Below are 21,312 nucleotides of genomic sequence, written 5' to 3' on the forward strand. Positions count from 1 at the left end.
TAAAAATGTGGTTAGACTTGGCAAAGCGAAACCTTGCGCAGTGTTGAGCAGGCGTTTTGGCGAATCTGTAACGTGAGTGACTTTTCACCGAAATCCGCACACGGAACAGTTGCAGCATGCCCGCCGGCGGCCCGCCCGGGGGGTGAACCGATCGGCTTCACGAGAGGAAGCACCATGCACCATCGATCACGGCTGGGGATGCTCGGCGCCGCCGTCGCGCTCTCGGCACTCGTCCTGACGGCGTGCTCCGGCACGCAGGGAGGCGGCGACGACGAGGGAGGTGACGCCGCCACCGGCGGCACCCTCAAGCTCGCCGGCAACTCGGACGTCCTCTACCTCGACCCGGCTGCCTCGTACTCGGCTCCGGACTACCAGATCCACCGCGCGCTGACCCGCACCCTGTTCGCACAGGTGCCCGGCGAGGGTGGCACGGACGGCTCGCAGATCGTCCCCGACCTCGCACTCGAGATCCCCACCGCCGAGAACGGCGGCATCTCCGAGGACGGCACCGTCTACACGGTCGACCTGCAGGAGGGTGTCGAGTTCGACGCTCCCGACGGTGCACGCGAGATCGTCGCCGAAGACGTCGTGCTCGCCGGGAAGCGCATCTGCAACCCGGTGTCCCCGTCGAACGCGCTGTCGTACTTCACCGACACCATCGTCGGTCTCGCCGAATACTGCGAGGGCTTCTCGACCGTCGAGCCGACCGTGGAGGCCATCCGCGAGTACGTCGAGGGCAACGACATCGAGGGCATCCAGGCCACGGGTGACCACACTGTGCAGTTCACCATCACGCAGCCGGCCGCCGACTTCATCGACATCATGGCGCTCGGCGTGTTCCTCGCACCGCAGCCCGTGGAGTACCTGGAGTACCTGCCGGACTCGCCCGAGCTCCGCCAGAACATCATCTCGAGCGGTCCCTACCGCATCGCGGAGTACGTGCCCGACGAGAGCTTCACGCTCGAGCGCAACCCCGTGTGGAAGGCCGACCTCGACCCGGTGCGCGAGGCCAACGTCGACGCGATCGAGATCGCGATGGGTCAGGATGCCGCAGCTGTGCAGCAGCAGCTCGAGGCCGGAACGGTCGACATGCAGTGGGCCGACACGGTCACCCCGACCGCCTCGGTCCCCGCGCTCATGGCAGCGAACGACGAGCGTCTCGTGATCGGTGGTGACGGAGCCATCCGTCCCTACGTCGTGATCAACACGCTGAGCCCGAACGCCGGTGGAGCCTTCGGCGACACCACGGTGCGCCAGGCGCTCAACTTCGCGATCGACCGCGCCGCGGTGCAGCAGATCCTCGGCGGACCCGGCCTGGCCGAGGTCGCGACGCAGATCCTGCCTCCCGAGGTCCTGGGCACCGAGCAGGCAAACGTGCTCGACGTCCCTGAGAACGGCGACGCCGAGCGTGCGCAGGAGCTGCTCTCCGAGGCAGGCTTCGGCGACAGCGTCCCCGTCCGCCTGCTCTACCGCGAGACCGAGCCCTACGCGTCGATCGCAGCGGCCATGCAGCAGGACCTCGAAGCCGCCGGCTTCCAGGTCGAGATGAAGGTCACCACGCAGAACGCGTTCTACAGCGAGTTCCTGCTCAACCAGGACATCACCGAAGCGGGCGAGTGGGACATCGCGATCGCGGCATGGAGCGCCGACTACTTCGGCGGTCGTCCGTACCTCGTGCCCATGCTCGATGGCCGCGGCTACGCCGCCGGTTCCCCGAACTTCGGTGGCTGGAACAGCGACGAGTTCAACTCGCTGGTCGACGAGGCGCTCGCCGCCGAGTCGCCCGAAGAGGCGAACGAGCTCTGGATCGCCGCGGACGCCGTGGCGACCGAGGATGCTGCCTGGGTGCCGATCACGTTCGCTCGCACGCCCGTCTTCCACTCCGACCGCGTCGGGGGCTTCGAGTACCTCTCGTGGACGAAGAACGGCGACGTGACGAACGTCTGGATCGAGGACTGACCCGCTCGCGGTCAGTCTGAATGAGGGAGAGGGAGGTGCCACGTGCTGCTCAGCGTTGAAGATCTCGATGTGTCGTTCGACACGGGCGATGGAAGGCTGCACGCTGTGCGTGGCATCTCCTTCGATCTCGACGAGGGTGAAACCCTCGGAGTGGTCGGGGAGTCCGGTTCAGGCAAGTCGGTCAGCACGCAGGCGATGGTCGGACTCTCGAGCGGTGCGATGGTCACCGGCCGGGCGCTCTTCCAGGGCCGCGATCTGCTGACGATGAGCGACGACGATCTGCGCTCGGTGCGAGGCCGGGGGATCGGCATGGTCTTCCAGGACCCGCTGTCATCGCTTCACCCGCAGTTCCGGGTCGGGGCGCAGATCGCCGAGGCGATCCGCGTCCACGAGAAGACGTCGCCGAAGCTCCTGCGATCACGGGTCATCGACGTGCTCGCAGAGGTCGGCATCCCCCACCCTGAGAAGCGGGTCGACGACTACCCCCACCAGTTCTCGGGCGGCATGCGCCAGCGCGTGATGATCGGTCTTGCGCTCGCGCTGCGCCCCGCTCTGCTCATCGCCGACGAGCCGACGACGGCCCTCGACGTAACCGTGCAGGCTCAGCTGCTCGACCTGATGAGCCGCCTCCAGCAGGAGCACGGCACGGCGATCCTCATGATCACGCACGACCTCGGCGTCGTCGCCCAGGTCGCCGACCGGGTCATCACCATGTACGGCGGCCGGATCGTCGAGCGCGGTGCGCGAGGCGAGGTCCTCGCGCGGCCGCACCACCCGTACACCCGCGGGCTGCTCGCCTCGGTTCCGCGCGTCGGCTCGGAGCGCACGGTGCTGCAGTCGATCCCCGGCAACCCGCCGAGCCTCCTCATCGAACAGCCCGGATGCCCCTTCGCCTCGCGGTGCGCGCTCGTGCACGACGCGTGCCTTCAGGGCTTCCCCGAAGAGAAGCACATCGCCGTCGGGCACCGATCGGCGTGCGTGCTGCCCGTCTCGCATGCGGGCCCGGTCGTCCTTCCGGTCCTTCCGGACGCGGCTCCGGTCGCCGCGGTCGAGCGCGACCTTCTGGCGCGCGTCGAAGACGTGCGCATCACCTTCCCCGGCGCCCGCAAGGGTGTGCTCGGCCTCAAGAGCGACACCGTGGTGGCCGTCGACGGCGTCAGCCTCGACATCCCCCGCGGCGGCACCCTCGGCATCGTCGGCGAGTCCGGCAGCGGCAAGTCCACGCTCGCCCGCGCCCTTACGGGCCTCATCCCGCTCACGAGCGGCCGCGTCGAGTTCGAGGGCCGTGACATCTCCACCCTGGGTCGTGCCGAGCGGCGCGCGCTCCGCCGCGACGTGCAGATGGTGTTCCAGGACCCGTACGGATCGCTCAACCAGCAGCGCCGGGTCGGTTCGATCATCGCCGATCCGCTCATCATCCACGGTCTGAAGACGGGCAAGGAGCTGCGCTCGCACGTGCAGGAGCTCATGGAGCTCGTGGGCCTCAACCCCGAGCACTACAACCGCTTCCCCGCTGAGTTCTCGGGTGGCCAGCGTCAGCGCATCGGCATCGCCCGCGCCCTGGCCCTGAACCCGAAGCTCGTGGTCTGCGACGAGCCCGTCTCAGCGCTCGACGTGTCGATCCAGGCGCAGATCCTCAATCTGCTGAGCTTGCTCCAGGACGAGCTCGGCCTCACTTACGTCTTCATCGCCCACGACCTGGCCGTGGTCGAGCACATCGCCGACACGGTCGCGGTCATGCACCGCGGCGTCGTCGTCGAGCAGGGTCCGGTCGAGCAGATCTACCGCGACCCGCAGGAGGAGTACACCCGCTCGCTCCTGGCCGCCGCGCCCCACGTCGATACCGTGCTCGATCAGTCCGACGACATCCTCAGGGAGGCACGCGGATGACCAGTCCGAACTCCCTCGACCCGCGCGTCGAGGCCGAACTCGACGAAGAGGCCGAGGAAATCCAGGCCGACGCCGTCTCGGGCCTCACTCGCCAGACGGCGGTCGCCGCTCGAAGCCCGATGCAGCTCGTATGGAGCCGCCTGCGCCGCGATCGGGTCGCGATCGTCTCGGTCGTCATCATCGTCCTGGTGATCCTCGCCGCACTGATGGCCCCGCTGGTGGCGGCGTGGACCGGTCACGGTCCGAACGAGCAGTTCCGGCAGGACGGCCTGACCGAGTTCGGCACGCCGGTCGCGCCGAACTCGCAGTTCCTCCTCGGCACCGACAACCTCGGTCGCGACGTGCTCGTGCGCCTCGTCTACGGTGCCCAGATCAGTCTGACGGTGGCGTTCTTCGCCACGCTCGGGGCGCTGGGCATCGGAACCCTCGTCGGCCTCGTCGCAGGATTCATGCGCGGCCCGGTCGACACCGTGCTCACCTGGCTGATGGACACCACGCTGAGCCTGCCGCAGCTGCTCTTCGCGATCTCGCTGGTCGCACTGGTCGGACCGTCGCTGACCACGACCATCATCGTCATCGTCCTGTTCTCGTGGGCGCCGATCGCTCGCGTGGTGCGCGGCCAGGTGCTCTCGCTCCGCGAACGCGAGTTCGTCGAGGCTGCCCGGTCTCTCGGCGCCTCGAACTGGCGGATCATGCGGGTCGACGTCATCCCGAACCTGCTCGTGCCGATCCTCGTGTACGGCACGCTGCTGATTCCGCAGGCCATCGTCTTCGAAGCCACCCTGTCGTTCCTGGGTCTCGGCGTGCTCCCGCCCACCGCCACCTGGGGCAACATGCTGTCGGTCGCCTCGCAGGGCTCGCTCTACACGATCGCACCCTGGCTCGTGATCTTCCCGTCGGCGGCGCTGCTGGCCGTCACCCTCGCGTTCAACCTGCTCGGCGACTCGATCCGGGATGCGCTCGACCCGCGACAGACCCTGTTCGCCGGCCGGCGCCGACTCGCCCGTCGTCGAGCCGCCCGCCGCGCGGCCAAGAAGGAGGCGCAGGCGTGATCCGCTTCCTCAGCCGCCGGGCCGTCTCGGCCATCCTCACGCTGCTCGCGATCAGCGCGATCATGTTCCTCCTCTTCTACGTCGCGCCCAACGACCCGGCTCGCACGATCGCCGGCGTTCAGGCCACGAACGCGCAGGTCGAGCTCGTGCGCGAGCGCCTGGGCCTGGACCTGCCCGTGATCGAGCGCTACTTCCTCTATATGGGCGGTCTGCTGCGGGGCGACCTGGGCTACTCGTTCTACAACCAGCAGCCGGTGCTCGACTCGATCCTGCAGCGTCTTCCCGCGACCGCGTCGCTCGCGATCGGCGGCCTCGCCATGGCCCTCATCATCGGCGTGCTCGTCGGCATCGGGGCGGCACGCCGGCCCGGGTCGTTCCGTGACCGCGTGAGCACCGTCTTCGTCCTGAGCGGCCTGAGCGTCCCCACCTTCGTGGTCGGCCTGCTCCTGCTGTACATCTTCTTCTTCCAGCTCACCGTCGCGGGGTTCCCGATCTTCCCTGCCGCCGGCTACGTGAAATTCACGGACGACCCGTGGGAGTGGTTCCGGCACCTGATCCTCCCGTGGGTCACGGTCGGGTTCGTCTCGGCGGCGACGTACGCCCGCCTCACCCGCAGTCAGCTGGCCGGCGTGCTCGGCGAGGACTACATCCGCACCGCCCGGGCCAAGGGTCTCTCGGACGGCTCGGTGGTCTACAAGCACGGCATGCGCAGCGCGCTGACGCCCGTGGTCACCCAGGTGAGCCTCGACATCGCCGTCCTCATGGGCGGGCTCGTCGTCACCGAGCGCATCTTCGGCATCAACGGCATCGGCAGCCTCGCGATCGAGTCCGTCAACCGCGGTGACCAGCCGGTCATCATCGGCACGATGCTCCTCGCATCGCTGTTCGTCGTGATCTCGTCGATCATCGTCGACATCGCCTACGCTCTGCTCGACTCGCGGGTCCGGGTCAAGTGAGCACCGTCCCCGACGACGACCCGCAGGAATACCGAACGATGCTTGATGAGCACACGCGCGCCCTCGCGAAGGGCGCGAACTTCGCCACGCTGACCACCCTCCGCAAGGACGGATCGCCCACCGCGCAGGTGATGTGGGTCGACTGCGACGACGAGCACATCCTCATCAACACCGAGGTGCACCGCGTCAAGTACCGCCACATGGTGCGCGATCCGCGGGTGGTCGTCGTGATCATCGACCGCGAGAATCCCTACTCCTACGCTGAGATCCGGGGCGAAGTGGTCGAGTTCGTGCACGGCGATGCGGCCCGGGCGCATATCGACGAGCTCTCGCAGCGATACTTCGGCCGGCCGTACATTCAAGAGCAGATCGAGAGCGAGCGGGTGATCTGCCGGATCCGGCCGACCTCGCGCGTGGGGGAGAGGGCGAAATGACGGGCACGAGCCAGGAGCTCGCCGAGGAGCTCGGCGCTGACGTCATCCGGTGGCGCAGCGTCGGTCCGTCTCGGGGCGGACGAGTGGTCGCGGTGTCGGGCGACCGGCACGACAGCTCGCGGTTCTGGATGGGCGCGTGCTCGGGCGGCGTCTGGATGACCGATGACGCGGGCCAGTACTGGCGGCCGATGTCGGACGGCTTCCTCGAGACCGCGTCCATCGGCGCCATCGCCGTGTCGGAGTCCGACTCGAACGTGGTGTGGGTGGGAACGGGCGAGTCCTTCGCGCGCAACAACGTCGTCCCCGGCGACGGGGTGTACCGCACGGTCGACGGCGGGCGCACCTGGCAGCACCGGGGCCTTGCCGCCACCAAGCACATCGCGAAGCTGCGTGTGCATCCGAAGGACCCCGACGTCGCGTTCGTGGCGGCGACCGGCGACGTCTTCGGCCCGAACCCGGAGCGCGGCGTCTTCCGCACGCGCGACGGCGGCGAGACCTGGGACCACGTGCTCCATGTCTCCGACAAGGCCGGCGGCGCCGATCTCGTCATCGACCCCTCGAACCCCCGCATCGTCTACGCGTCGATCTGGCAGATGGTGCGGCATCCGTGGAACATCATCTCGGGCGGCGAGGACTCGGGCCTCTGGCGCTCGACCGATGCCGGCGACACCTGGGAGAAGATCTCCGACAGCCCCGGGTTCGCGACCGGGCTGCTCGGTCGCATCGGCGTGGCCGCGAGTCCCGCCAAGCCCGGCAGGCTGTGGGCTCTCGTCGAGGCGATCGGCGAGGAGGGCGGCGTCTACCGCTCCGAGGACTCGGGTCAGACCTGGGAGCACGTGTCGCGGGAGCGCAGCGTGCAGGGCCGACCCTGGTACTACAGCCACATCATCGCCCACCCCACCGAGGCCGACACGGTGTGGAGCATGAACACGTGGGCGTGGCGATCGCGCGACGGCGGCCGCACCTTCCAGCAGGTGCAGACCCCGCACGGCGACAACCACGACCTGTGGATCGACCCCGACGACCCTCGCCGGATGATCAACGGCAACGACGGCGGCGCCTGCGTGAGCGTCAACGGCGGGATGACGTGGTCGTCGGTCTACAACCAGGCCACCGCCCAGTTCTACCGGTTCGACATCGACCACCGGTTCCCGTTCGACCTGTACGCGACGCAGCAGGACAACTCCGGCATCCGGGCGCCTTCCCGCTCGTGGAAGGGCGCCCTGCGCTGGCCGGACTGCGTCGAGCTCGGTGAAGCCGAGGCGGGAGATGTCGCGCTCGACCGCTCCGACCCGCGTTTCGTGATGCTCGGCGGTGCTGGGTTCGGGCATCCGGGTCCGCTGCTGCGCTTCGACCAGGTCACCGAGCAGGCGCGCGATGTCGCCGTGTGGCCCGAGTACTTCATGGGCATCGGCGCGAGCGAGATGACCCACCGGTTCGGGTGGACCTACCCGATCGAGTTCTCACCTCACGAGCCGGGTGTGCTGTACGTGGGAGGCGAGCGGGTGTTCCGCTCTCCCGACGGCGGGATCACGTGGACCACGATCAGCCCCGACCTGACGCGCGACGACAAGACGAAGCAGCAGCCGACGGGCGGCCCGATCTCGGGCGACTCCACCGGCGCCGAGGTGTACTGCACGATCTACGCCTTCGCCGAGTCGCCCCTCACCGCCGGTGAGCTATGGGTCGGAACCGACGACGGTCTCGTGCACGTGTCGCGCAACGGCGGCGAGTCGTGGACGCAGCTGACCGTCCCGGGGCTCCCCGACTGGGCGACCATCGCCCGCATCGAGCCGTCCGCGCACCGCGCAGGCACGGCGTACCTCGCGGCGCACGCGTACCGACTGCAGGATCCCCGGCCGCTCGTGTTCCGCACAGACGACTTCGGCGCGACGTGGGAGCCGATCTCGGCCGGCATCCCCGAGCAGGAGTGGGCTCGCAGCATCCGCGAAGATCCCTCATCGCCCGACCTGCTGTTCCTCGCCACCGAGCGACAGGTCTGGTTCTCGATCGATCGTGGTGCGACGTGGGCCAGCCTGCGCGGCAACATGCCGTCGGTGCCGGTCTACGACATCAAGGTGCGTGACCACGAGCTCGTCGCCGGCACGCACGGGCGGGCCTTCTGGATCCTCGACGACCTGGCGCCCCTGCGACAGATCGCCGAAACGCGTCTCGACGAGCCGGTCCTGTTCGCGCCGCCGCTCGCTTACAGGTATGCGACACCCGACGGGTTCGACATGCCCGGCGAGGGCTCGTGGGTCGGCGGGTTCCCCGGAGTTCCCCTCGGCGGAGCGACCTTCACGCGCCGCGCGCTGCCCGACGGCACCCGCGAGACCGTGTGGCTCGACGGGGGCAAGAACCCGCCGAACGGCGTGCAGCTCATCTATCGGCTGCCTGCCGACGCCGACGACGTGACGCTCACGATCCGGGATGCCGAGGGCACGGTGCTGCGGACCTTCGGGTCGACCAGCCCCGCCGACCGCGATCTGCCGGCCGACCAGCTGACCCCTCGCACGTCGGGCACGCACGCGTTCGTGTGGGATCTGCGGATCGAGCCTGCGCTCGCGGCGTCGACCGACGGCTCGCCTCGCGGCGTCGTCTACCCCGGCCCGCGCGTCGCGCCGGGGCAGTACACGGTGACGCTCGAGGCGCTCGGCACCACCGCCGAGCGGTCGATCGTGGTCGAACGCGACCCGCGCGGGATCGCCACCGACGACGACCTCGCCGAGCAGCACCGCCTGCTCGTGCGCATCCGCGACCTGCTTCAGCGGGTGGCCGACGGCATCGGATGGGCGACCTCGACACGAGGCTCGCTCGAAGCGCTGCGGATCCGGCTCGACGGGCGACCCCTCGCCGAGCGGATCGGAACGGTCGCCGACCGGATCGACGCGCTGCTGCGGGTGCTGACCAACCCCGACATGAAGGACCACAACGACGCGCTGAAGATGGCCGCAGGGCTCGAGCAGAAGATCGTGCTGCTCCCCGAGATCGTCGTCGAGCTGTCGGACACCCGTCCCGTTCAGGGCGTGTATGCGGTGCTCGACAGGTTCGAGGCCGAGGCCGACGACGCTCTCGCGGGTCTCGACGACATCCGCCGGGATGCGATCCCCGAGCTCGACTCCGCCCTGCGCGCCGACACCGACATCGCGCTCATCGCCCCCGCGTACTAGGACCCACACGCAATGCGCATCTCCCGCCTGGCCGTCCTCTCACTCGCCGCCGTCCTCGCCCTCACGGGGTGTGCGAGCGATGCTCCCGCCGGGGTCTCGCCCGGCGCGGGCGGCGACGCCACGGACGGAGCTGACCTCGTCGTGTACGTCGGGCGCAACGAGGACCACGTGCGTCCGCTCGTCGAGCTGTTCGAGGCGCAGACGGGTCTCGAGGTCGACGCGCGCTACGGCAGCACGGGCGAGCTGGCCACGACGATCGTCCAGGAGGGGGATGCCTCACCCGCCGACGTGTTCTTCACCCAGGACCCGGCGTACATGGGCGCAATCTCCGAGGCAGGGCTGCTCAGTCCGCTTCCCGACGACGTGCTCGACTCCGTTCCGGAGGGGATCACGGGCGCCGAGGACGACTGGGTGGGAGTCACCGCCCGCCGCCGGGTGCTGGCCTTCGACCCCGCGCAGACGCCGGCTGACCGTCTCCCGAACTCGGTGTTCGAGCTGACGGGGGAGCCGTGGCGCGGCAAGGTGGGGCTCGCCCCGACGCACAGCTCTTTCGTGTCGTTCGTCGCCGCCCTCGTCGCGATGCACGGTGAGGACGAGACCCTGGCGTGGCTGGAGGGCATGGCCGCGAACGACCCCCAGGTGTTCGACGGCAACGAGGAGCAGCTGCGGGCGATCGCGGCGGGCGACCTCGAGGTCGGGCTCGTCAACCACTACTACGTTCACCGTCTGCTCGCCGAGGACCCGGGCTTCGCGGTGCGGAACCACTCGTTCGATGCGGGCGACGCCGGCGATGTGCTCATGCCGACGACGATCGGGGTGCTCTCTTCGAGCACCCGCGGCGACACCGCGGTCGAGTTCGTGCGATTCATGCTGTCCGAGCAGGCACAGACCCACTTCCTGGAGGAGGTGGGCGAGTACCCGCTCCTTGCGGGTGTCGGCACACCCGAAGGAGAGCGGCAGCTCGACGAGGACCTCATCGAAGACATGAAGCTCGACGAGGTCGCCGGGAACCTCGACATCGCCACCGACCTCATCGCTCGATCCGGGCTGATCTAGGCTGTTCCGACCCCGAGGAGTCACCGTGCCGGCGACTGCGCAGCGGGCCGCGGGAGTCCTCGCGGTGCTCATCATCGCGTGCCTGTGCGTGCCGCCGCTCGTGGTGCTCGCCGTCCAGGGGTTCGAGGGGCGCGGGGCGCAGACCGTGACATCCGCGCGGCTCGTCGAGCTGCTCGGCAACACCCTGCTGCTCGCACTGCTCGTGGTGGCGGCATCCCTCGTCATCGGCACGGCGACGGCCGTCGTCACCGCCCGATCGCTCCTGCCGGGGCGTCGAGTATGGTCGACGCTGATCGGGGTGCCCCTGGTGCTCCCCGCGTACGTGTTCGCCGTCGCGCTCACCGGGATGCTCGGGGGTGCGGGCTCGCTGACCCGGTGGCTGGCGCCGCTCGGTGTCGAACGCCTGCTGCCGGCGACCGGGCTGTGGGCGGCGACGGTGTGCCTGACGATCGTGGGGATCCCGATCGTCCACACCCTGGTCGCCGCCGCGCTCTCGCGTCTCGACCCCGCCCTGGAAGAAAGCGCCCGGCTGCTCGGCGACCCGCCCGCACGGGTGTTCGTGCGGGTCGTGCTGCCGCACCTGCGCAGCACGCTCGCGCTCGGCGCCTGCGTCATCGCCCTGTATGCGATCTCGGACTTCGGCGCGGTGTCGATGCTGCGATACGACACCCTCACCCGCGCGATCTACGCGCAGTTCCGCGGTCGGGTCGACCTCGCGCCGGCGTTCGCGCTCTGCTCGATCCTGGTGCTCGTGGCGGCGGTGTTCATTGTGGGTCAGGTGGTCCTGCGGGGTCGGGAAGCGGCATCCGCTCCCCATGCGCGGCCCGCTCCCGCTCGTCGCTGGGGGACGACCGGGTCGATCGCGGCGATCGTGTTCCTGGGGATCGTGGTTCTGGCGTCGAGCCTGCTGCCCATCGCCACGCTCGCGACCTGGGCGCTGAACGGTCTCGCATCCGGAGCGCAGCCTGGGCCGGTGCTGGTCGAGGCGGGCAACGCCCTCCTCTATGCGCTGCTCGCGAGCGTCGTGACGACGCTCCTCGCGCTGCCGATCGCACTGGCGGCGCGGCGCAGGTCCCGATTCGGTCGTGTCGTCGAGGGCGTGCCCTGGGTCACCCACGCCCTCCCGCACCTCGCGGTGGGCCTCGCGATCCTGGTGCTGTCGCTCGCGCTGCCGGCGGCGCTGTACCAATCCACGACCACGCTCGTGCTCGCCTACGCGGTGCTGTTCCTGCCGTTGTCGGTCGGAGCGATGTCGACGGCGCTGCGCCGCGTCGACGGCAGGCTGCTCGACGCGTCGCGAACTCTGGGCAGATCGGATGCCTCGACCCTGGTGAGGGTCGTGCTCCCGCTCGTTCGGCCGGCGGCGCTGACTGGGGCGGTGCTCGTCTTCTTCGCCGCGTTCCACGAGCTTCCGGTGACACTGCTGCTCCGCCCGACCGGCACCGAGACGCTCGCCGTGAGACTGTGGGGAGCGATGGTCGAGGGTCAGTACACGACGGCGAGCATCGCGGCCCTGCTGATGGTCGCGATCAGCGTGCCGCTGCTCGCCCTGCACGCGCGGGTCGCGGCGAGGGCGGCGGTCGCCGCATGAGCGCGCTCGCCCTCGATGCGCAGGGACTCGTCCGCCGGTACGGCTCGGTCGTCGCGGTCGATCACGCAGACGTAGCCGTGCCGCGCGGTGAGGTCGTGGCTCTCCTCGGACCGTCGGGCTGCGGCAAGACCACCACCCTGCGCCTCATCGCCGGTCTCGATCGCGGCGAGGGGACGATCTCGATCGACGGAGTCACCGTCTCGGACGGGGCGAAGGCGGTTCCCCCCGAGCAACGCGGCGTCGGGCTGGTGTTCCAGGACAGCGTGCTGTTCCCGCACCTCGACGTGGCGGCGAATGTCGCGTACGGGATGAAGGGCAGGAATCGGGATGCCGCGACCCAGCGCATGCTCGAACTGCTCGGTATCGCGCATCTGTCACAGCGCATGCCGCACGAGATCAGCGGCGGCGAGCAGCAGCGCACCGCGCTGGCGCGCACCCTCGCCACCGAACCCGCGCTGGTGCTGCTGGACGAGCCCTTCGCGCACCTCGACGCCTCGCTGCGGGAGCGAGTGCGCGACGAGATGCTCGCCGCGCTCCGGCGCACGGGCACGTCGGCGCTGCTCGTCACCCACGATCAGTCCGAGGCTCTCGCGATCGCCGATCGGGTGATCGTGATGAACGCCGGTCGCATCCACCAGCAGGGCAGGCCCGAGGAGGTGTACCGGCGTCCCGTCGATCGCTTCACCGCCGAGTTCATCGGCCGCGGTGTGCTCGTGCCGGCACGGGTGACAGCGCCGGGGGTCGCGTCCACGGCGTTGGGTGAGGTGGCCGTCGGCCCGGGTGCGTCTGCCGGTGAGTGCCTCGTCGTGCTGCGGCCGGAGTCGGTCGAGTTGGCGCAGCCCGGTGCGGGGGTCACCGGGCGGGTCGTACGGTCGCTGTTCCGCGGCGGCGACCGGCTGGTGCGCGTCGAGCTCGCCGACGGAACGCAGGTGGAGGCATCCGACCCCGCCGGACACGCCGTCGGCGGGCGAGTCGCGGTTGTCGTGCGGCGTGAGGTTGCGACGGTGCCCTCGCGCTGACCCGCGCACTCTGGCGCCGCGAGCATCCCTTTCAGCGCGGGAGCGACGAGTGCGTCCGCCGGCGAACCCGGCCAGAAGGATCAGGCGTGCGACGCAGAGCAGCGGTACCGCGCCCGCGTGGGCAGAGCAGACGTTCACGGCCTGGGTCGGGACAGTTCGGGCGGGCCAGACTCAGCCGGCGAGCAGCTGCGCCCGCAGCGGCGCGAGACCCATCGGGCCGAGCGCCAGGGCCTCGCGGTGGAAGTCGGCGAGACGGGCATCCACTCCCCGGCTCTCACGCCACGCGGCACGGGCCTCCATCCACAGCTTCGCGCCGACCTTGAAGGCGAGCGCCTGGCCCGGGATGCCGAGGTAGCGGTCGACCTCGAAGCGGGCGAGGTCGGGCTCGACCATCGCGAAGTCCTCGAGGAACTTCCTCGCCAGCTCGGGCGTCCACTCCGTCTCAGTGGTGAGCGGGTTCGCCGGCAGCGGCCACTTCGTGTGCAGTCCGATGTCGGTCACGATCCGCACCGAGCGCCAGATCTGACCGAGCACCATACCCAGCCGCTCGGCAGGGTCGCGGATCAGGCCGAGCTCGTCCGACAGCGCCTCGGCGTAGTGCGCCCAGCCCTCCGCGTACCCGTGAACCTCGCACAGGTACCTCTGCCACGGGTGCAGGTCGGCGTTCGCGCGGTTGACGGTGTGCTCCAGGTGGTGGCCCGGCAGCCCCTCGTGGTGAACGCTCGTCACTTCCTGCCAGGTCGCAGCCATCGGCACGCCACTGGGGATCGTCCACACGATGCGGCTCGGCACCGACCCGTCGGGCGGGGCGGGCGTGTAGTAGACGACGCCGGCGGATGCCTGAGACACGACGCATTCCACATCGTCGATCGTCGGCGGCAGGACGAATGCCTCGGCGCCCAGCACTTCGGCGCTCTCCGCCACGCGCCGACGCAGCCACGCGACGATCGACTCGATCCCCTCGAGCCGGTAGCGGGGGTCGGCGTCGAGCAAGCGCGCCGCGGACCGCACGGGGTCGTCGCCCGTTCCGCCCAGCTGCTCCGCCAGCTCGCGCGAAAGTGCCACCAGACGTTCGAGCTCGCTCCAGCCGAATGCGTAGACCTCCTCCAGATCGACGGGGGTGCCGAGCATGCTGGCGACCATGGTCGGGTACACCTCGACGCCCATCGCGTCTTCGGCCGGGGCATCCGGTGTCAGGTCGTCGCGAAGGAAGCGCACCAGCTCACGGAGCGCCTCGGCCATCGCGGCGGCGGCGGCGTCGGCGCGGGCGGTGAGCTCGGGAGAGAGTCCCGGCACGCGATCGAGGGTGGCGAAGTAGTTCGCGTCGGCCCAGCCCTCGGCCTGGTCGGCCAGCAGCCCGATCTGGCGCACCGATGCGATTCCCTCACCCGTGAACCGACCCTCGCGGCCGAGTTCGCGCGCACGCACGAGGGAGCGGATGTACTCGCGCACCGCTGCCGGGGCAGCTTCAGTGCGCTCCAGTACGGCGATCCCGCCGGCGTCGTCCGAGATCGTCAGTCCCTCGACGCCCTCGAGGATGAGGTGCATGGGGCTCGCGAGTCCGGCGACCATCCGCATCGTGAACCCGGTGTCGAACATCGCTCGGTCGCCCGACAGTCGCTCGACCAGTGCCGCGCGCAGCACCGCGTCGGGTGCGTCGTCCGGTAGCGCCGCGAGCCGATCGAGCACCTCGCCCTGGAGCGCGTATCGCTCCTCGAGCCACTCGGGTGAGAGGTCGGCCAGCGCCCGCTCGGGCCGCTCGATCCCCAGGGCGAGGGCCGCCGCAGGTTCGCGGGCGGCCAGTGCGGCGGTGTACTCGTCGGCGATCTGGCGGACGGTGGTCATTCGTTCTCCTTCGGGGGGACGGGGATGCTGCGTGCGGCGTCGACGAGGTCCCTGCCGGCGGCCGTGATGAGCTGGGTGTCGACGGCGACGGCGACGGTGGTGAAGCCTCGGGCGATGAGGGCGGCGGCGGTCTCGAGGCTTCCCGCGAACGCACCGGCGCGGGTTCCTGCCCGTCGGCAGGCGGCGACGACGGCGTCGAGCGGGTTGCCGTCGGACCGGTCGCCCAGCAGCCCCGGCACGTCCATGCCGAGCGCGATCGCGAGATCGAAGGGCCCGACGAACACCATGTCCACGCCGGGTGCCGACGCGATGCCGTCGAGGTTCGCGATCGCGCGCGAGGTCTCGACCATCACCGCGCACGACACTCGCGCGTTCGCTTCGGCCGGCGGGGTGGTCGGCTCGCCCCGGTAGGCGGCCAGCGGCCCCCACGAGCGCTCGCCGAGCGGGGGATAGCGGGTGGCGGATGCTGCGGCCTCGGCCTCGGTGGCATCCTGCACCATCGGCACGATCACGCCCGCCGCGCCCGCATCGAGGGCGCGTCCGATGCCGGCGGCCGATCCGTCGGGCACCCGCACGTGCACGGGCACTGCTGAGACGGCCGGGACGGTGGCGATGAGCGCGGCGTCGTCGAAGAGGCCGTGCTGGGCATCGAGCACCAGCAGGTCTGCTCCGATGCGTGACATGAGGGATGCCGCGGCCGGCGTCCCGAGCATCGACCACGCGGCGATCTGAACGCTCGAGCTGGCATGAGTCTTCACATATGGATACTACTGCTCTGCGCCTGGCTGGCTAACGAAAAGCTAGAAGAGCGATTCGCCTTACATGCGAGTCGACGCCCACGGATGCCGTCGCAAGCGATGCCGACGCGGATCGGCGCTCGGCATCCGACGGAAGTTCGCATGGTCCACCGTCGCGCGCACCGTTGACCGGACTTCCTGCGAAGTTCGTCCGGAACTGCGAAGTGCGTCGTGCGCCGGCCCTACAGCGGGGAGGTGGATGCCGCGGCCGGCGCCTGGCTCAGAGGGTTCTCGAACTGCCGCAGCAGCGAGGCGAGCTTGATCATGGCGCGGTCGCGCTCGCGGACGTTCTCCTCCCAGGTCTCGTGCGGCAGGCGCTGCTCGATCTCGCTCGCGACGAGCTCGATCGTCTCGGGCGTCCACGGGTCGTCGGTGCCGCGCATGACCCCGATCCGGGCGTAGATGGGACCGATCACCTCGGCGTGCCGGCGGATGCCGCCGCGGGTGTTCAGCTCGCTCGTGGTGAAGGGGCCGATGACCGACCAGCGCAGGCCGAGCCCGTCCCGGACGAGCGTGTCGAGGTCGGACGCGGAGAGCACGCCATCGCGCACCAGGCAGTACGCCTCGCGCAGCACGGCCCCCTGGAGCCGGTTGAACGCGAAGCCCTCGATTTCTCGGTTGAGCACGACCGGTGTCATGTCGACCTGGGTGAGCAGTTCGCGAGCGCTCTCGATCGCCTCGGCCGACGTGAACGGGGCGGGGACGATCTCGGCGACGCGAAGGAAGTAGGGCGGGTTCGCGGGGTGCACCACGAGGCACCGGTCGCGGCCCGGAACCTCCGCCGCGAAGAGCGAGGCCATGATCGTCGACGTCGAGCTCGCGAGCACGACCCCCGGCGGGGTGATGCGGTCGAGTTCGGCGAACAGCTCCCGTTTGACGTCGATGTCTTCGATCACGCACTCCTGCACGAAGTCCGCCCCGGCGACCGCGGCGGCGAGGCTGTCGTGCATGCTCACGCGCGGAAGGACGTCGGCGACCGGCTCGGCGAGGAGATCGGCCTCGAACAGGGCCGTCAGGATCGAGTCGACCTCACCCAACGCGCCCCGGCGGACTGCGTCGTCGGTCTCGAAGAGGCGGACGGACACCCCGGCAGAGGCGAAGACCACCGCCCAGGCGATCCCGATGCTGCCCGCACCGACGACCGCGACAGTCCTGGGGGAGTGCGCGGCGCCCGATCCGAGCGGGGGAGGAGAAATCATGTGGAGCGTCCGATCCGATGTGTCTTGCTGATCAGGTGAGCCGGTGGGTCACCTGATGTACGAGGCCCCGTTGAGGTCGAGCGTTGACCCGGTGAGGCTCGGGCATCTGTCTGTTGCGAGGAAGGCGGCAAGCTCGGCGATCTCCGACACGGCGACGTGGCGGCCCATCACGAGTCCCTCCGCCACGGCGCGGACCTCATCGGGGTCGAGGTCTGCCGTGCCCATGCCGCCGTCGACGACGCCGGGCGCGATCGTGTACACGCGGACTCCCGTGCGCGCGTATGCGCGGGCGAGGGTCTGAGCGAAGTTGCGCAGTGCGGCCTTCGACGCCGCGTACGCGCCGACGTCGGGGATGCGGCTGCCCTGCTCGGCTGCCCAGCTCGAGATCGCGATGATCGACCCCGACCCGCGCTCGGCGAAGGTCTTCGCGGCTTCGCGCATGAGGGTGGATGCCGCGATCACGTTCACCTGCAGCGACTCGAGCCATCCGGCATCCCATGCCTCGTCGTCGCCCGACAGCGGCGTCGTGGCCATTGCCGCCGCATTGACCACGACAGTGTCGACGGGACCGCTCTCGCACGCGGAGCGCCAGAGTTCACGCGCGCTCTCACCGCCGCCGAATCCGGCCTGGATGAGAGTGCGGCGGGCAGCCGGCAGGCTCGCGAGAGCCTGCTCAGCGGCATCCTGACGGCTGCGGTAGGTGCCGATCACCTTCGCGCCCTCGCGCGCGAAGGTGCGGGCCAGCTCGCCGCCGATCGCCCCCGAGACCCCGGTGATGAGTGCCGTTCGATCTTCGAGTGTCGCCATGTCGATGCCTCTCAGAGGATTCCGCCGTCGACGGGCAGCAGCTGTCCGGAGATGGCGGCAGACAGGGGAGAGGAGAGGAAGAGCACGGCGTCGGCGATGTCCTGTTCGGTGGCGAGGCGGCCCAGCGCGGTCAGTCCGGCTGAGCGTGCGAGGGACGCGTCGCGGTCGAGACCTGTTGAAGAGGCACGGCTGTCGATGCGGGAGAGGAGGGCTTCGGTGGCGACGGGGCCGGGGGCGACGGCGTTCACGCGGATGCCTCGGCCGCCGAGGGCGAGGGCGGTGCTGCGAACGACACCGAGCACGGCGTGCTTGCTCGCGACGTACGACACGATGTTCGGGTCGCCCTTCCACGAGTTCAGCGACCCGATCGCGACGATCGTGGACCCGGCGGGCAGGATCGCGGCGACGCTCTTGACGGTGACGACCGTGCCGCGGACGTTGACGGCCATCGTGCGATCGAAGTCGGCGAGGTCGAGCTCTTCCGGCGACTGCCAGGAGGGCACGATGCCGGCGGCGGCCACGACGCCGTCGAACGGGCCATGCTCGGAGGCGTACGCCTCGGTCACTTCGCGCATCGCGCCTTCGTCCGTCACGTCGGCAGCGGCGAACGGCCAGGGAAGCTCAGCGCCTTCTGGGACCCGCAGGTCGACGATCAGGCCGGTCGCGCCGTGGGCGGCGAGGGTGCGGACGATCGCGGCGCCGAGGCCGCGCGCGCCACCGGTCACCAGGAAGCGGCGACCCTGCAGCATCCCGGATGCCGCCGCCGTGGCGATGTGCGCCTCAGCGGCGCGCGGACCGTCCTGTGCCAAGGTCGTGACCCTTCCTGTCGGATTGAACGCCAATGTACGGTATGCGCACGGATCTCCGCAATCCGAACGAAGTTGTTCGTATTGCGGACAAGTGTGCGTTGTGCAAACATCGCTACAACACCCGACCGTTCGCGATTGTTCCGCGGTGCGCGAGGGAGCCGATGGGAAGGACCCGGACTTGAACACAGCAGACTTCCGATTCGGGACCCTTTTGGGTCTCGACCACATCGGCGTCGGCGTGTCCGACATGGATGCATCGCTCCGCTTCTATGGCGGGCTCGGGTTCGTCGACGTCGCCTTCGACTACACCGGGCCTCTCCCCGGCATCGACGCCGTCACCGGACACGACGCCACCGAGGCTCGCGTGGTCTACCTGCGCAGCTCGCAGCCGACGGTGCTGGGCCGCTCGGGAATCAAGCTCGTGCAGATCATCAACCGGCCGCAGCCGCCGTTGCCCGACGGCTTCGCGTACGGCGAGCCCGGCATCTGCGAGGTCTGCATCCACGTGCAGTCATACGAGGATTTCCACGAGTCGCTGGTCGCCGCCGGGCACAAGGTGCTCATGGACCCCAACGACCAGATCCTCGAGCCGTACGACACCCACTGCGGTCTCTCTTACGTAGAAGACCCCGACGGGGCCAAGATCGAGTTCATCGAGTGGCGGTCGCTCGAATCGGGATGGCCCTACCCCGACGGTCCGCAGGGAGTGAACCACGTCGCCTTCGGCGTGGGCAGCTCCGACCGCACCGAGGCGTTCTACCGCAAGCTCGGCTTCACGGCGAAGCTCTTCGACATGGCCGGCATCAACGAGCCGATGAACCAGTGGTTCCTCGACGTCGGCCGCCAGCCCCCCAGCCAGCGGATGATGCTCCTGATGAGCCCGCACGGCGGATCGCTCGAGCCCGTCGAGCAGACCCCGGCCGGACCCGACATGCGCGGCGAGTGGGGCCATCTCGGCACGTTCGAGTTCTCCATCGGCGCTCGCAACCTCGACCTCGCGATCGCGTACCTCGCGTCGATCGGCGTCGACCTCGTCGGCGAGCCCGCCGAGATCCAGATGCCCGACGGCCAGAGCTGGCGCTACGCCTACTTCCGCGATCCCGACGGCCTGTACGTGAGCGTCTCGGAGGTTCGCGCATGAGCGGCCGCGCACGGGCTGTCGCCGGATCGTCTGCGGATGCCTCGGCCCGCCTGCCGATCATCGAGCTGCGCGGCATCAACAAGTCGTTCGGCAAGACGCAGGTCCTCTTCGACATCGACCTGACGGTGGAACGGGGTCAGCACGTCGTGCTGTTCGGCCCGTCCGGCTCGGGCAAGTCGACGGTGCTCCGCAGCATGAACATGCTCGCCGAGCCCGACTCCGGATCCCTCAGGGTCGACGGCATCGAGTTCGGCCCGGGACTTCCCGGCGAGTCCGGCAAGCGGGGCGGACGCCTCGCGCTCCGGCGCCGGGTGGGCATGGTCTTCCAGCAGTTCAACCTGTTCCCGCACCTGTGCGCGCTCGACAATGTGGCCCTGCCGCTGCGCAAGGTGCACGGGATGAGCCGGGGCAAGGCCCGCGAGAAGGCGGCGATCGCACTGCGGCGGGTGGGTCTGATCGACCGTGCCGCCAACTACCCTGCCGAGCTCAGCGGCGGCCAGCAGCAGCGCGTCGCGATCGCACGCGCACTCGCGCTCGACCCCGAGGTGATCCTCTTCGACGAGCCCACCTCTGCCCTCGACCCCGAACTGGTGGGCGAGGTGCTCAAGACGATGCGCGAAGTCGCCGAGACGGGGATGACGATGGTCGTCGTCACCCACGAACTCGGCTTCGCCAAAGAGATCGGCGATCTCAACGTGTTCATGGAGGACGGCCGCATCGTCGAGTCCGGTCCTCGCGGCTTCTACGAGAACTGCAAGAGCGAGCGCGCCAAGCAGTTCCTCCAGGCGGTGATGTGATGTCGATCTTCGATTACAACTGGGGGCTCGTCTGGGAGTACCGCGAGGCGCTGCTCGCGGGCCTGTGGACCGCCGCCGCGGTCGCCATCGTCGGCCTCGTGATCTCGCTCGTCTTCGGACTGCTCCTCGCCGTCCTGCGTTCGGCGCCCAAGCCGTTCAACTGGATCGCGGTCGCGTACATCAACATCTTCCGGGGCGTCCCGGCGCTCGTGAGCGTCATCTGGGTGTACTTCGGTCTGGCGCTGGTCCTCGGCATCCGGTTCACCGTCTTCCAGGCCGGTGTCATCGCGCTCTCGCTGCTCTACAGCGCGTTCTTCGCCGAGATCTTCCGCTCGGCCCTGCAGGCGGTCCCCTCAGGCCACACCGAGGCGGGACTCGCGCTCGGCATGCGGCCGCACCAGATCTTCTTCTCGGTCACCCTCCCGCAGGCGGTGAAGATCGCGCTTCCCAACATCGGCAGCATGTTCATCGGCATGGTCAAGGACACCTCGACCTTCACCGTCATCGGCCTGCTCGAAGTCGTGCGCGTCACCCAGAACCTCGTCGCGACCACCTTCCAGCCGTTCGTGCTCTACACGGCCGCCGCGATCATCTACGTGCTCGCCGCGTTCGCGATCGACTTCGTCTTCCGGATGATCGAGAACGCGTACGTTCGCCCGCCGATGGGGATCGTCGGCCGGGGACTGCGTGCGCACCAGCGTCGCGAGATCGTCGCGCTCGCCGCCCGCGTGAAGGCGGTCACCCCCGCCACCGGCACCGTCTACACGCCCAAGTAGGCGGTCACTCAAGC

General features: G+C 69.7%; 17 protein-coding genes. 12 read left to right on the forward strand and 5 right to left on the reverse strand.

Annotation, left to right across the window (positions count from 1 at the left end; all coding sequences use genetic code 11):
- Positions 1-174: 174 nt before the first annotated feature.
- The 9 genes from MK786_RS08940 to MK786_RS08980 all read left to right on the forward strand — a co-directional run bounded on the left by MK786_RS08940 (position 175) and on the right by MK786_RS08980 (position 13,127).
- Positions 175-1,959: an ABC transporter substrate-binding protein gene (locus MK786_RS08940; RefSeq protein ID WP_241111876.1), complete on the forward strand. Its 1,785-nt coding sequence runs from the start codon at positions 175-177 to the stop codon at positions 1,957-1,959.
- A 69-nt stretch (positions 1,960-2,028) separates the two neighbouring features.
- Positions 2,029-3,849 (forward strand): ABC transporter ATP-binding protein, encoded by a 1,821-nt coding sequence (locus MK786_RS08945; RefSeq protein ID WP_241111965.1) that lies wholly within the window; start codon positions 2,029-2,031, stop codon positions 3,847-3,849.
- The gene (locus tag MK786_RS08950) at positions 3,846-4,901 is read left to right on the forward strand and encodes an ABC transporter permease (RefSeq protein ID WP_241111877.1); all 1,056 of its coding nucleotides are present in this window, start codon (positions 3,846-3,848) and stop codon (positions 4,899-4,901) included. Before MK786_RS08945 ends, MK786_RS08950 begins: the two co-directional genes overlap by 4 nt.
- A complete protein-coding gene (locus tag MK786_RS08955) occupies positions 4,898-5,857 on the forward strand; it encodes an ABC transporter permease (protein WP_191765402.1) in 960 nt (319 codons plus the stop codon). The genes MK786_RS08950 and MK786_RS08955 overlap by 4 nt, the downstream gene beginning before the upstream one ends.
- A 38-nt stretch (positions 5,858-5,895) precedes the next feature.
- Positions 5,896-6,291 (forward strand): PPOX class F420-dependent oxidoreductase, encoded by a 396-nt coding sequence (locus MK786_RS08960; RefSeq protein WP_241111878.1) that lies wholly within the window; start codon positions 5,896-5,898, stop codon positions 6,289-6,291.
- Positions 6,288-9,461, forward strand: coding sequence for a hypothetical protein (locus tag MK786_RS08965; protein WP_241111879.1), 3,174 nt, complete (start codon positions 6,288-6,290; stop codon positions 9,459-9,461). The genes MK786_RS08960 and MK786_RS08965 overlap by 4 nt, the downstream gene beginning before the upstream one ends.
- A gap of 12 nt (positions 9,462-9,473) precedes the next feature.
- Complete coding sequence (locus MK786_RS08970) at positions 9,474-10,517, forward strand: extracellular solute-binding protein (RefSeq protein ID WP_241111880.1); 1,044 nt, start codon at positions 9,474-9,476, stop codon at positions 10,515-10,517.
- 25 nt (positions 10,518-10,542) lie between these two features.
- The gene (locus MK786_RS08975; RefSeq protein WP_241111881.1) at positions 10,543-12,108 is read left to right on the forward strand and encodes an iron ABC transporter permease; all 1,566 of its coding nucleotides are present in this window, start codon (positions 10,543-10,545) and stop codon (positions 12,106-12,108) included.
- Positions 12,105-13,127, forward strand: a complete 1,023-nt coding sequence (locus MK786_RS08980; protein WP_241111882.1) for an ABC transporter ATP-binding protein — start codon at positions 12,105-12,107, stop codon at positions 13,125-13,127. Before MK786_RS08975 ends, MK786_RS08980 begins: the two co-directional genes overlap by 4 nt.
- 171 nt (positions 13,128-13,298) lie before the next feature.
- Here the strand turns inward: MK786_RS08980 and MK786_RS08985 are convergent, their stop codons facing one another.
- From MK786_RS08985 to MK786_RS09005, 5 genes are all read right to left on the reverse strand, one after another.
- Complete coding sequence (locus MK786_RS08985) at positions 13,299-14,972, reverse strand: DUF885 domain-containing protein (RefSeq protein WP_241111883.1); 1,674 nt, start codon at positions 14,970-14,972, stop codon at positions 13,299-13,301.
- Positions 14,969-15,730: an HpcH/HpaI aldolase/citrate lyase family protein gene (locus tag MK786_RS08990; RefSeq protein WP_241111884.1), complete on the reverse strand. Its 762-nt coding sequence runs from the start codon at positions 15,728-15,730 to the stop codon at positions 14,969-14,971. Before MK786_RS08990 ends, MK786_RS08985 begins: the two co-directional genes overlap by 4 nt.
- 221 nt (positions 15,731-15,951) lie before the next feature.
- Positions 15,952-16,968: a 3-hydroxyacyl-CoA dehydrogenase gene (locus MK786_RS08995; protein ID WP_241111885.1), complete on the reverse strand. Its 1,017-nt coding sequence runs from the start codon at positions 16,966-16,968 to the stop codon at positions 15,952-15,954.
- Between the two features lie 48 nt (positions 16,969-17,016).
- The gene (locus MK786_RS09000) at positions 17,017-17,775 is read right to left on the reverse strand and encodes an SDR family NAD(P)-dependent oxidoreductase (RefSeq protein ID WP_241111886.1); all 759 of its coding nucleotides are present in this window, start codon (positions 17,773-17,775) and stop codon (positions 17,017-17,019) included.
- An 11-nt stretch (positions 17,776-17,786) separates the two neighbouring features.
- Complete coding sequence (locus MK786_RS09005; protein WP_241111887.1) at positions 17,787-18,584, reverse strand: SDR family NAD(P)-dependent oxidoreductase; 798 nt, start codon at positions 18,582-18,584, stop codon at positions 17,787-17,789.
- Positions 18,585-18,762: 178 nt separating this feature from the next.
- Here MK786_RS09005 and MK786_RS09010 point away from each other — a divergent pair, with 178 nt between their 5' ends.
- Genes MK786_RS09010 through MK786_RS09020 form a run of 3 tightly spaced genes read left to right on the forward strand, consistent with a single transcriptional unit; the run spans position 18,763 to position 21,298 of the window.
- Positions 18,763-19,725: a VOC family protein gene (locus tag MK786_RS09010; RefSeq protein WP_241111888.1), complete on the forward strand. Its 963-nt coding sequence runs from the start codon at positions 18,763-18,765 to the stop codon at positions 19,723-19,725.
- On the forward strand, positions 19,722-20,522 hold the full coding sequence (locus MK786_RS09015) for an amino acid ABC transporter ATP-binding protein (RefSeq protein WP_277397422.1): 801 nt from the start codon (positions 19,722-19,724) through the stop codon (positions 20,520-20,522). The genes MK786_RS09010 and MK786_RS09015 overlap by 4 nt, the downstream gene beginning before the upstream one ends.
- Positions 20,522-21,298, forward strand: a complete 777-nt coding sequence (locus MK786_RS09020; protein WP_241111889.1) for an amino acid ABC transporter permease — start codon at positions 20,522-20,524, stop codon at positions 21,296-21,298. The genes MK786_RS09015 and MK786_RS09020 overlap by 1 nt, the downstream gene beginning before the upstream one ends.
- Positions 21,299-21,312 lie beyond the last annotated feature (14 nt).

This window comes from Microbacterium sp. CFH 31415, from assembly GCF_022538185.1.
In the GTDB taxonomy this organism is placed as follows: Bacteria; Actinomycetota; Actinomycetes; order Actinomycetales; family Microbacteriaceae; genus Microbacterium.

Coding starts and splice junctions, on each gene's coding strand:
- MK786_RS09020 (WP_241111889.1), top strand. CDS start 20,522: ATGTCGATCTTCGATTACAACTGGGGGCTCGTCTGGGAGTACCGCGAG.
- MK786_RS08960 (WP_241111878.1), top strand. CDS start 5,896: ATGCTTGATGAGCACACGCGCGCCCTCGCGAAGGGCGCGAACTTCGCC.
- MK786_RS08970 (WP_241111880.1), top strand. CDS start 9,474: ATGCGCATCTCCCGCCTGGCCGTCCTCTCACTCGCCGCCGTCCTCGCC.
- MK786_RS08940 (WP_241111876.1), top strand. CDS start 175: ATGCACCATCGATCACGGCTGGGGATGCTCGGCGCCGCCGTCGCGCTC.
- MK786_RS08980 (WP_241111882.1), top strand. CDS start 12,105: ATGAGCGCGCTCGCCCTCGATGCGCAGGGACTCGTCCGCCGGTACGGC.
- MK786_RS08985 (WP_241111883.1), bottom strand. CDS start 14,972: ATGACCACCGTCCGCCAGATCGCCGACGAGTACACCGCCGCACTGGCC.
- MK786_RS08995 (WP_241111885.1), bottom strand. CDS start 16,968: ATGATTTCTCCTCCCCCGCTCGGATCGGGCGCCGCGCACTCCCCCAGG.
- MK786_RS08950 (WP_241111877.1), top strand. CDS start 3,846: ATGACCAGTCCGAACTCCCTCGACCCGCGCGTCGAGGCCGAACTCGAC.
- MK786_RS08965 (WP_241111879.1), top strand. CDS start 6,288: ATGACGGGCACGAGCCAGGAGCTCGCCGAGGAGCTCGGCGCTGACGTC.
- MK786_RS09000 (WP_241111886.1), bottom strand. CDS start 17,775: ATGGCGACACTCGAAGATCGAACGGCACTCATCACCGGGGTCTCGGGG.
- MK786_RS09015 (WP_277397422.1), top strand. CDS start 19,722: ATGAGCGGCCGCGCACGGGCTGTCGCCGGATCGTCTGCGGATGCCTCG.